General features: G+C 45.1%; 10 protein-coding genes and 1 CRISPR repeat array. Of the genes, 1 reads left to right on the top strand and 9 read right to left on the bottom strand.

The features are described from left to right. Position 1: 1 nt before the first annotated feature. Positions 2–571: direct repeats of the CRISPR family, unit length 21 nt; unit sequence CCACATGCGTGGGGGTGTTTC. Between the two features lie 169 nt (positions 572–740). From GX654_03670 to GX654_03650, 5 genes are all read right to left on the bottom strand, one after another. Next, positions 741–1,007, bottom strand: a complete 267-nt coding sequence (locus tag GX654_03670) for a hypothetical protein (protein NLD35946.1) — start codon at positions 1,005–1,007, stop codon at positions 741–743. A gap of 48 nt (positions 1,008–1,055) precedes the next feature. Then, positions 1,056–2,468: a ParB N-terminal domain-containing protein gene (locus tag GX654_03665; GenBank protein NLD35945.1), complete on the bottom strand. Its 1,413-nt coding sequence runs from the start codon at positions 2,466–2,468 to the stop codon at positions 1,056–1,058. 452 nt (positions 2,469–2,920) lie between these two features. Continuing rightward, positions 2,921–3,154, bottom strand: a complete 234-nt coding sequence (locus tag GX654_03660) for a hypothetical protein (GenBank protein NLD35944.1) — start codon at positions 3,152–3,154, stop codon at positions 2,921–2,923. A gap of 140 nt (positions 3,155–3,294) precedes the next feature. Further along, positions 3,295–5,109: a hypothetical protein gene (locus GX654_03655; GenBank protein NLD35943.1), complete on the bottom strand. Its 1,815-nt coding sequence runs from the start codon at positions 5,107–5,109 to the stop codon at positions 3,295–3,297. After that, positions 5,099–5,968, bottom strand: a complete 870-nt coding sequence (locus tag GX654_03650; GenBank protein NLD35942.1) for an AAA family ATPase — start codon at positions 5,966–5,968, stop codon at positions 5,099–5,101. Before GX654_03650 ends, GX654_03655 begins: the two co-directional genes overlap by 11 nt. 93 nt (positions 5,969–6,061) lie before the next feature. Here GX654_03650 and GX654_03645 point away from each other — a divergent pair, with 93 nt between their 5' ends. Continuing rightward, the gene (locus GX654_03645) at positions 6,062–7,018 is read left to right on the top strand and encodes a cation transporter (protein NLD35941.1); all 957 of its coding nucleotides are present in this window, start codon (positions 6,062–6,064) and stop codon (positions 7,016–7,018) included. A gap of 5 nt (positions 7,019–7,023) precedes the next feature. Here GX654_03645 and GX654_03640 read toward each other — a convergent pair whose 3' ends face one another. From GX654_03640 to GX654_03625, 4 genes are all read right to left on the bottom strand, one after another. Further along, positions 7,024–7,344, bottom strand: a complete 321-nt coding sequence (locus tag GX654_03640; protein ID NLD35940.1) for a winged helix-turn-helix domain-containing protein — start codon at positions 7,342–7,344, stop codon at positions 7,024–7,026. Beyond that, on the bottom strand, positions 7,337–7,771 hold the full coding sequence (locus GX654_03635) for a hydrogenase iron-sulfur subunit (GenBank protein ID NLD35939.1): 435 nt from the start codon (positions 7,769–7,771) through the stop codon (positions 7,337–7,339). Before GX654_03635 ends, GX654_03640 begins: the two co-directional genes overlap by 8 nt. 3 nt (positions 7,772–7,774) lie before the next feature. Continuing rightward, entirely contained in the window at positions 7,775–9,688 is a 1,914-nt protein-coding gene (locus GX654_03630; protein NLD35938.1) for a CoB--CoM heterodisulfide reductase iron-sulfur subunit A family protein, read from the bottom strand. Between the two features lie 54 nt (positions 9,689–9,742). Beyond that, the coding region (locus tag GX654_03625; GenBank protein NLD35937.1) for a CoB--CoM heterodisulfide reductase iron-sulfur subunit A family protein at positions 9,743–10,945 on the bottom strand (1,203 nt) is incomplete at its 5' end.

Genomic DNA, 10,945 nt, shown 5'->3' with positions numbered 1-10,945 from the left:
CCCACATGCGTGGGGGTGTTTCTAAACCGTCTGGCCAACATCCCAGTATTTTCCAGTCTTCCCCACATGCGTGGGGGTGTTTCCAAAAGACCACTGGTTCAAAGACGGGCTGCATGGTCTTCCCCACATGCGTGGGGGTGTTTCTATCTGTGTCCGGCCCATTGTCCTCATCACCGGGTCTTCCCCACATGCGTGGGGGTGTTTCTAAAGGATTCTATTAGTGGTATGATAGAGGAAGGTCTTCCCCACATGCGTGGGGGTGTTTCCTGTTTAAAGTTTGTCATATACGTTAAAAGCTGGTCTTCCCCACATGCGTGGGGGTGTTTCCATCGTCAAGCCCTTCCTTTTCCTCCAATTCTAGTCTTCCCCACATGCGTGGGGGTGTTTCTATGCCATTAACCTGCTGATGGCAAATGATCAGGTCTTCCCCACATGCGTGGGGGTGTTTCTAATTGTTCGCGGCCATTGACTCTTATCCAGGAGTCTTCCCCACATGCGTGGGGGTGTTTCTCCTTCATATGTTTGTGCGCCTTCCTCAATAACGTCTTCCCCATATGCGTGGGGGATTTTTTGGACAGGGAAAAAATCGGTTTCCAGGTATTGGAGCTGATACGTGAGAATAGGGTTCGATTTCTGAGATAGATATTAAGCAATTTTAAAGGTATATAAGCAGGCTGTAGGCTGAAAGGGGAAAAAATCCTGACAACCAACAGCCTGAGACGTTATAGTCTGAAAACCACCTATCCCCCCAAAATCTGTATCCGCATTTTACCCGAACCCTTTAACATCTTCTGTATCTCAACAGGGACATATAGTTGTTTTGTTCCCGTGATTGGAAATCTTGAGATATAGATCTCACCGGTTTTAAGGTTCGTGATTTGCGCTGTAACCTTTTGTTTTTCCGCAGTACCTATCCCTTCCTCCTCTGAAATTTTCCTCTGTTTGGCCGGAATATGCATCTGCTCCTGATAATCGTCTTCCTTTACTTCCCATTCAATTAATCTCATTTTGTTTTCTCCTTTCTTATTATTAAGATTTGCCTAACAGCCTTAAGCCTACAGCCTATGTTTTGCTATTATAACGTATCTGCTCGTAACACCCAGTATCCGCTTTTTTTGCATGGCGGCAACGATGTTTGCCTGGAACCTTTCTGATGACATTGGGGCCTGGATAATATGAGTTATCTTCCAACCGGTTTTTCTGATCCTCGTTAAATACTCATCTATAAATATTGCTTCTTCTCCAATCTCATCCACCGCAGGGGTGCCTTGAAAATCCCTCCAGTCTGCATTTACCATCGCAAGCCTGGTACCCTTTTTACTGTTCTCATTCGCAAGTCTGAAAAACTTTTCCAGAAAATGAAGATATTCATTTTTAGGCATGTTCGAAATGCTCTCTTCTTCATACTCCTTTGCCTTTTTACTGAAATAGGGCGGGTCAAAGATAATAAGATCAGGCTTTGTCTTACCGCTGGCAGGCCATTTTAAATTTTTTACATCCCAGAAGTGGGGTTCTATTTCAGGTCTCTCCTCTAACCTGTCAACCATATCAAAGCTCCAGCATTTCCGGTTGAGCGCAAGGCATGTGTCAGCTACCACCCCACCGCCAGCCATCGGGTCAATAACAAGGTCATTCTCTTTGGAAAAGAAGTAAAGTATGTGGGCTATAAGCTGGGCAGGGATTCTTCCGGGCCATTCATCCCCAAATCTCTTATCGCAATCTGTCCAATACCAGTTATCCCATGTCCTGATTCCCCACTGTAATTCATGGCATTTACCGAGGTCATCTTTTCCATCCAGGTTGACTGCCCACACCAGAGACTCAGGCCAGCCGTGCTTTTCAGCTACCTGTGAGACTGTGAACCCTTTTTTAATGTCGCTATTTACCCATTTTGGCAATGTTGCCATTTTGGGTAGATAACGAGAAATTGTCTGTTGGGGTAAATTTAAACGATATGAAATCCTTTCCTGCGGAATACCAAGCTTGTTCATCCTGAATATTTTCAGATCAAGATCCATCTGAACAGCAGCCTTTAAATCAGCAATATACAAATCTACAGTTCTTCTTGCCCGGCCTATTGCCTTCCCGATCTCTTCAGAACTCTGTCTCGGATTATTCTGGTATGCCCTTCTGGCTGTGTCCCTTGCCTCTTCATCATTAAGCTGCCTTGGACCAATTGCCTTTTGCGCTGCATAAAGCAGGGGGTCCACTCCATTAAGTTTTATAATCTCTGCCGGGACCTCTTTTTGGTCGATACCCTTATATGCCTGAAACCGGTGTGCCCCATCAAGAATACGATACTTACCAGGTTGATCCGGGTGTTCCTGAATATGAATGGGATCAAATGTAAAACCATCCCGCATGTTTTCTTCAAACATGGAGACCCTTTTGTGATCAATACTGCTTCTTGGATAAATGCTGTTGTCCAGGATTATGTCTTCAATTTTTACTGTGGCTGGTTTGTTCATACTCCTGCTCCTTTGTTAATGGGTATTTAAATGCAGAATAAAGCATTTTAGTTTAAAGGTTGATAGGTTTTTCCTTTAGCCTGCTTCCCTGGCCTCCATAGCCTTCGGCGACGGCGGCAGCCTGTTTTTTAATTACAAACATCGTGCCATAGGCATTCACTGTCCGGTCTCAACATGCAAAAACAGGCGATAGCCTTTATTGACAAGGCTTTTGGTTTCAAAAAAGTAACTAATCAATCAATAGCAGGATTCTATTTTATGATTGTTAAAATATAGAATGCACAAAATTATGTGCATGATGCACAAATTTAGGTGCAGTTTTTTGAAGGAGCTTTAAAAGAAATAAACAAACTTGTTAACAGAAGCCAAAGGCAGGGGCATTAAATATCGTCTTGATTAGGTTGGCTATTATAGGTAAAAAACCGGTGTCTGGTTTTATATTTCCTGTAGAGTTAAGCGACTATCTCCACCCCGCAATCCTCACACCGATATGTATCTGCGCCGCCCTTTTTTTCTTCAACCTTTTCAAAATCGCTTCTTTTGACCCTCGCTGTTTCCCAGCATTCAGGGCAGAAGTCGGTTTCCAGCTCTTCCCTGTTTATGGTCAGATGACAGTGGGTGCATCGAACCTTGTTTTTATTTTCTTTTACAAGCACAAGATGCTGATGTCTGCATGAGTCTGACATGATTATAACTAACCTTTTTCTAATTAGTATCCATCCAAAAACTGTTGTTTTGGATTCAAGCGGTCAGCCATTAGCGTTCAGCTTTCAGCAAAAGGATTTCAACCCAAAGATTTAGCTGATAGCTGAATGCTGAAAGCTAACTATAAATACTGTGGTGCATAATCACGCACATGGTGTCCGTCCAGCACATGAAAATTTCTTATTTTTTTAATGGTCGCTGGCGGTATGGTGCCTATCGGGATATAGATAATATTTTTGCCGTATCTTTCTGCAACACCTCTGCACCAGCCTGTTGGCGGCTCTGGGGCCACATATACCACATGTTTTTCAAGGCAGTAATCAATAGCTGCCATCAATAACCTTTCAGGTTTATTCCTGGCCCCGCTGAAAAAGCTGTCTTTCCAGATATCATAGACCCTCATGGGTGGGTAACTTAGCATAAACCCACCATACTGGCACCTCGCTATGCCCGGCCCGTCCATTACCTCACCTGCCGGGGTCCCATAAAATGCCATGTCTGACTCCTGGGTGTGTTCCCCCAGCCATGTGACCTTCCAGGGAAATGCCTCTGTCCCGTCTTTATTGGTGTCCGGGTCAAATATCACAACTACAGAACCTACCTTGCCCCTTAACGGGCGGTTTTCCTTGACGTATATCTTATCCTTGCCCATGTTTCGTATGGTTTCACGAAGATCAAGGCCGTCCAGCATGGAGCACTCAAAGGGCACAACGCGCGAGTTTTCCTCTGACCTGATCTCTATTGCCCTTTTTTTCAGGTGGTGCCCGTACCCCTCTATCACAATATCCTCAGGAGGGTATGAACATATGTAGTCACCTTTAAATGACTCCTTCCATTCCCCCTTTTTATTTTCTCTTTTTCTTCTTTTTACAGGCACGGATATAAGCCTTTTACGTGTGCCTTTTATCCTTCGGTGAAGTTTTATCCGGCGGTGGTTAAGAAAGAGGTCATCACCGGAGAGTTCAATAACAGGTATCCCGGGGTCACTATCCTGCCAGGGGTAATCACTCCCAAGGTTCCACACCTCCCATGCAAAATTGTCATCAGCAACACCCCTTGCTGCAACAATGAGCTGGTAAAAGTCAGGCACCAGGTTTCCGGTGGTTATGGCATAGTTCCTGGCAAATTTGTTGAGTATCTCCATCTGCACAGGGGAGAGCTCCTCTTTGTCATTTTTCCAGAGCTCCTTTTTTGCCTCCTCAATAAGCCGGTTATTGAGCTTCATCCTGTCAGGAGGGGTATTCATTTTACCTGACCTGTAGTTTTCATAGGCGGCATTAAGAAAGGGCATCTCAGATAGTATCTCCCTGCTTGAATCCGTATGTATGTGGGATAATCCGATGCCGGTTCTTTTCCTTATGCCTATTACCTCGGTCTGGGGCATATCGATCATCCTTAATAATCTGGGGATGTGGAAGATGCCACCAACAAAGAGGGTCTTCATACCGGTATTATTAAGCCTTTGAAGGTTATAGGCCATTGTCTTTTCACGCAGGATATCCTCTCTGCTGCCCTCATTTTCTTCATGCTTACGGATATACTCGTTGCAGTACTGGTAATGACCTATCCGTGTAATGGCATATGCATCGGGCAGGGGGGTGTAATCAACAGGGTAATCTTCAGTGTCACGGTCAATGAAGTGTACAGGTATGCCTGATTCAAGCGAGAGCCTCACCGCCTCAACCAGTGCATCCGCAGGCTCCAGCAGCAGGTATGTGAATACACCATCTGATTCCTCATAATGGACAGAAGATAAAAGGGGGAGCCTTTTTATCCCCTGAATGATCTTCTCTGTAAGAGTAGAAGGGTATTCTACTGCTACCTGTTCAGGCTTATACTCCTTGAACTGCCTCGCTACCTCAAGGGCAAACTCCATCTTTCCGTGAACAATGGGAACAAAGCGGATATTGTTCCATTGAAGAGAGTTATTCTTCATCTTCAATTTCCATCATCTCATTAAAATATTCTGAGGCAGCAGGGTCAAGTATCATACCTGCTGATTCACGAAGATAGTCAAGGGGTGGCAGATCGGCCTTACCATGTTTAAGGGTGCTATCCGCAGAGATCCTTTTCAGGGCATACCTGGCAATATTAATGCCATCCCTCACGCTGTAGCGGTCATTTGCAGCATGGGCTGCCTGAAGAAACTCCACAACATATTCAAGGATCTCATCATCGGCAAAGGGCAGGTTTTTTTTCAGGATCAACAGTTCGTCATCACGATCCGGGAAGTCCAGCACAATACCAGGCTGAAGCCTTGAGTATATGTAATCCGGCAGGTCAAAGGTGCTTGCATCATCATTCATTGTGACACACATACGAAAATCAGGGTGTGCCTTGATCTTTATGCCAGCCACAATAGACTCCACATACCTGCGGTTATCCATAAGTGGGGCGAGCGATGCCCAGCTCTTTTCGCTCATCCTGTTTCCTTCATCTATAACAGCAACGCCTCCCTCAAGCATGGCAGTAACTATTGAACTTGCAACATACTGAATTTTGCCCTTTTCAGATATTACCGGGGTGATTATAAGGTCTTCAGGCCTTGTATCCATGGTGGCCTGAAAAAGATAGACCGGTTTGTTCATGAGCTTTCCTGCATGATATGCAAGTGTGGTTTTGCCTACGCCTGGTTTCCCTAAAAGCCTGGGGTTAAGCGGCAGGTCATCCTCTCCAAGCACCAGCCATGCGGCAAGCAGTTGTGTTACAAGCTCCTCCTGACCTACCCAGCTGACCGGCATCTCTACAGGCCGGGAAAGGGCAAGTTCTATATCATCAATAACAACCTTATCCATTAATCTTTACTCCTTTTTATTAAACATTGGCAATTGACGCCAAGAAGGCCGTATTATATATCTCATTAACAGGAATATAAAGGGGAATAAACAGTGCCCTTAAAACATGAACATAATAATTCAGCCCATGGCGTTAAAGGGCATAACCACAGCCATGACCTGAAAAATTCTATCTATTCAAGGCTTTGGTGGGCCTTTTTTATAAATCTTATCTTCCTTGTGGTTGAGGTTATTGGTGGCCTGCTGGTCAATTCGCTTGCCCTTCTGGCAGATGCAGGGCATATGCTTACCGATGTTGGGGCCTTGGCCCTTGCCATCTTTGTGGCTCATCTGGCAAAAAAAGCAGCAACACCCAACAGAACCTTTGGTTTTTTAAGGGCTGAGGTGCTGGGAGCCTTTGTGAATGGCGCAACACTTGTCCTTATTGTAGGCTTTATTTTCTATGAGGCCTGGCAGAGAATCGGGTCAGACCGGGAGATAGACGGGCCAGTGATGATGATTATTGCCATCTTAGGCCTTATCGCAAATATTGTGAGCGCTGCAATACTCGCAAAGGGCAAGGATCAAAATGTAAATGTAAAGGGCGCATTCCTCCATATGATTGCCGATGCCCTTGGTTCAGTGGGCGTAATAATAGCGGGCATTATCATAATAACTACGGGATGGCAGCCTGCTGACACGATTGCTAGCGTTGTAATCGGTCTCTTAATCCTGTGGAGCAGCTTTGGCTTTATCAAACAGACCATAAATATCCTGCTTGAGGCAACTCCTGAAAATATTGACTATTTGGAGGTAAAAAGGGCTCTTGAAGAGATGGAATATATAGAGTCTGTTCATGACCTTCACATATGGACAATAACCTCAGGAATGCCAATATTATCCGCTCATATAAGGCTTTCATCCTGCTGTACAGACACAAACCTATGGCAACAGAGTATTAATGATGCCAACAGGATTTTAAGGGAAAGGTTTGGCATTGATCATTCAACACTGCAGGCTGAACCATATGATGGCACATGCGACCAGGAATGCCAGACAAATTGCAGATAGCCCCTCTATTTTTTAGATGGCCTCTTTTTTTCAACAAGGGAATATCTGAAATATCCTGCTGAATGACCTGCCTCAGTAACCTCGCCATATTTCTTCATGGTAGAAATGTAGTATAGGATAATATCACTTCTAATGCCTGTCTCCTTTTCCAGCTCAGGGATGGTCTTTGCGCCTTCTTTAAGCCCTTTTTTAATCAGGCCTGAGTCACTGTTCTGTTTTTTTAAGAGTTCTTTATTACGCTCAATCATACTGCTGCGCTCTTCTCTTAATGCCTTGAGTCTCTCTTTAGAGTCTGTGGGTGCCTTTTCAATGTCTTGATCAGCCATTTAAAACCTCTTTGGCTTCCCGGGTTAAATAGAGAGGTCCCAGCCTTTTTATAATTTCATGGAACTCATCAGCATATCTTGCAAACAGAGGCCCGTCAGATGCGCTTAAGTTATACATTGCTACCCTATCAGTCTCCACACCTATGGATTCAAGCACCTTTTTTGTGTGGTTGATGATTTTACGCGCCTTTATATTTCCATCAATATAATGGCAGTCTCCCTCCATACAGCCAATACCGCATACCCCGTCTGCTCCCTCTTCTATTGCCTTTAAAAGGAGCTGGGGTGTAATTCTCCCTGTACAGGGGAGTTTAATAACCCTTACACTTGAAGGATACTTAATACGTAATGAACCTGCCAGGTCCGCGGCTGTGTAGCCTCAATACTGGCAGCAGTATACTATTATTTTAGGTTCAAACTCGGACAACTATTATCTCCTGTTATTATTATCTGTGTTTATGATCCCCTGGTTAATTGCTCCTCTTACCTGAGAACATATCTCCTCATTATCATACTGTGCAAGGGATATTGCCCCCCCAGGGCATACTGATACACAGGCGCCGCAGCCATAGCAGGCCGCAGGATTAATATATGCCCCGTCATCTTCCATAACCGGCACATCAAATGGACATGCCCTTAAACAGGTGAGGCACCTTGCGCAGGCATCCTTGTCCACCTTTGATACAAAAGGCTCCAGGTCTACTTTTCCCTTTGACAGCAGAATGGAGGCCTTTGATGCGGAAGCTGAAGCAGCTGCAGCAGCCTCTGTAACATCCATTGGCGCCTGGCAGCTCCCCGCAAGGTATATCCCTGCGGTAAATATCTCAACAGGTCTTAATTTCGGGTGAACCTCAAGCAGAAACCCGTCTGCCCCGCAGTGGATTTTTAAAAGGTCAATAAGAGGTTCTATTTTACCAGGGTGCATGCCTGTGGCAAGCACAACCAGGTCAGCAGGTATTTCAAGCTCTTCATTCTGAAGCAGATTATCCTTTGCAAATACAGAGAGGGCATAACCTTCATGGTTCTTTTTGACTGCCGGCTGATTCTCAACATTAAAGCGGACAAACCTTACGCCTTTAGCAGATGCCTCGGCATAGAGCTCTTCATGTAACCTCCCGTATGTCCTGATATCACGGTAGATATTGAAAATACATGTTTCCGGGTGCCTGTTTATGATTTCAATTGCAGAGTGCAACAGGCCGGTGCAGCATGTGCGTGAACAGTTGGGGTTGATAAAACCATTTTGATCCGGCGTGTGTATGCCCTCTACCTGCCTGGAACCAACACAGTGTATCATTGCTATGGTTTTAATTGTTCTGCCCCCGATTCTAAGGAACTCGCCTTTCCCAGTATTTGTGGCCAGCTCCATGATAAGCTCCCTCAAGGTGATCACCTCAGGGAAATCCCTGTAACCATATTCGCCCTGTGCGGGGATATAGCTGTGAAAACCTGTAGCAATAACTATAGCGCCTGTTTCTATGCTGAACTCCTCTTGAGCCTCGGGGGGAGAATTATGATAAACCCCGATAAAAGGCACATATTCATTGGCTTTTATTGAACCGGACGCAATCTTATTCATATTATAAAGCTCTTTTTCATCGGAAGGTGGATTTTTCAATATGGTCAGCCTGAAATTACCGATATAACCTTCCTGCCTGATAACCTCTGAGCATGTGTGGATTCCTATGTTCGGGAGTGAAACTGCCTCTTTAGCTAGGGTTGATATAATATCCCCGGCCCTGTCTCCATATGGGAAAAGCCTATCAAGAAGGGCGGTCTGGCCTCCAAGGAAGGGGCTTTTTTCAATTATAGAAACCTTTAATCCCCTTTTTGCCATATCTATTGCGGATTTAAGGCCTGCTACACCGGCCCCTATTACAGTTGCGTGACCTTTTACATCAACACTGGTGGCCTCCAGGGGTTTAACCTCCTTCACCTTTCCGACTGCCGCAGCTACAATGGCTATGGCCTTATTGGTTGCCTCATCTCCATCATGGACAAAGCTAACCTGCTCCCTGATATTTGCGTGGACATAAAGATAGGGGTTGAGCCCGGTGCGGAGGATGGCGCTCCTGAAGGTAAGCTCATGCAGGCTGGGTGCACAGGCCGCAACAACAACACGGTTTATCTCCCCATTCTTGATATCATTTATGATAAGATCCTGCCCCGGGTCAGAGCACATGAACATGTTACGCCTTGCTATGGTAACTCCATGCATCCTTGAGGCTGCATCTACCACTTTTTCAACATCAACTGTATTTGAAATATTGCCTCCGCAGTGACAGACATAAACGCCAACCTTTGGTTCTGCGGTATTAATATTTTCTTTTTTATTTGTATCCATTTTAAAACTTTACTCTGATCAAAAAATATTTCTTGGAATTGCCGCCCGGATTGATCAGGCTGCCCTTAAAGAATCAATTGCCTTCAGATAATTGGATGCCTCCATGGCTGCTGCCCCTGCCTCAACTATGCTGTCAACGATATCCTTAGGCCCTGATGCAACACCTGCCATAAATATACCCTCTCTGCCTGTAAGCGCAGGTGACATCTTGGGGAAGGGCCCCTTTAAAAAATTATCTTCAGCAACAGTCAGGCCCATTGTTTCTGAAGGATTCCATGCAGGAAGGATTGCAAGCGACATAACCGCCATATCAAATTCCTTTAAAATATTTCTGCCGTTACCTTCCTGTTCTTCATAACGAAGAATAACGCCGCCATTATCTCCCCTGCTGTGGATAACCGGTTTTGCCTTTACAAATCTTATTCCCTTTTCTTTTGCATTCTGGAAAAACTGCTCATAATTTTTTCCAAATGCCCTCATATCAATATAGAATATGGTTACCTTTGTTTCAGGGAGCTCCTGCTGGATAAGCAGTGCATTTTTAATGGCATACATGCAGCAGACCCTTGAACAGTAAGCAACGCCGTTTGTCTGATCCCTGCTCCCTGCGCACTGTATAAAGGCCACGCTTTCAGGCTCCTTGCCGTCTCCGGGCCTGAGCAACTCCATGTAGGGGCCTGTAGGTGCGAGTATCCTTTCAAGCTGAAGCGCATCGATGATATTGGGGTTTTGGGCGGGCTCCCCGTATACACGAGACGTAAAACCGGTAAGGAGCTGATATCCTGTTGCAACAATACATGCCTTTGCCTCAAGATTAATAAGCTCTTCTTTGTCATAATAATTTACCGCATTGGTCGGGCATACCTTTTCGCATCTGCCGCACAGGACGCAGCTTTCAACATCAAGCAATGCTGTCTGAGGAATTGCGTTTGTAAATGGTATGTATATGGCCCTGCGGGCAGTTAAGTCCATCTGATCTTTGTCAGGGGCCATGACCGGGCAGGCATATTCGCACTGCCTGCATCCTATGCATGTCTCCTGATTTACATATCTCGGTTTTTTTATAACCTTTGCCCTGAAACCTGTGTCATCTTTATCAAGTTTTACTAGTTCACACAGTGTAAAGATTGTAATATTCCGGTGATGCGCCACAGAGGCCATCTTGGGGGTGGTAATACAGGAGGCACAGTCAAGTGTTGGAAACACCTTGTCAAGCCTGACCATCTTTCCGCCTATGGACGCATCCTTTTCAATTAT

The sequence above is a fragment of the Desulfatiglans sp. genome (genome assembly GCA_012513605.1).
In the GTDB taxonomy this organism is placed as follows: domain Bacteria; phylum Desulfobacterota; class DSM-4660; order Desulfatiglandales; family HGW-15; genus JAAZBV01.
The sequence above is the reverse complement of the archived record's forward strand: the minus strand, read 5'-3'. Positions and strand labels throughout refer to the sequence as shown.

Bases quoted from the DNA above. Each gene is read 5' to 3' on its own strand.
- GX654_03650 (NLD35942.1), bottom strand. From the start codon at position 5,968: ATGGATAAGGTTGTTATTGATGATATAGAACTTGCCCTTTCCCGGCCT.
- GX654_03640 (NLD35940.1), bottom strand. From the start codon at position 7,344: ATGGCTGATCAAGACATTGAAAAGGCACCCACAGACTCTAAAGAGAGA.
- GX654_03660 (NLD35944.1), bottom strand. From the start codon at position 3,154: ATGTCAGACTCATGCAGACATCAGCATCTTGTGCTTGTAAAAGAAAAT.
- GX654_03630 (NLD35938.1), bottom strand. From the start codon at position 9,688: ATGGATACAAATAAAAAAGAAAATATTAATACCGCAGAACCAAAGGTT.
- GX654_03655 (NLD35943.1), bottom strand. From the start codon at position 5,109: ATGAAGAATAACTCTCTTCAATGGAACAATATCCGCTTTGTTCCCATT.
- GX654_03665 (NLD35945.1), bottom strand. From the start codon at position 2,468: ATGAACAAACCAGCCACAGTAAAAATTGAAGACATAATCCTGGACAAC.
- GX654_03670 (NLD35946.1), bottom strand. From the start codon at position 1,007: ATGAGATTAATTGAATGGGAAGTAAAGGAAGACGATTATCAGGAGCAG.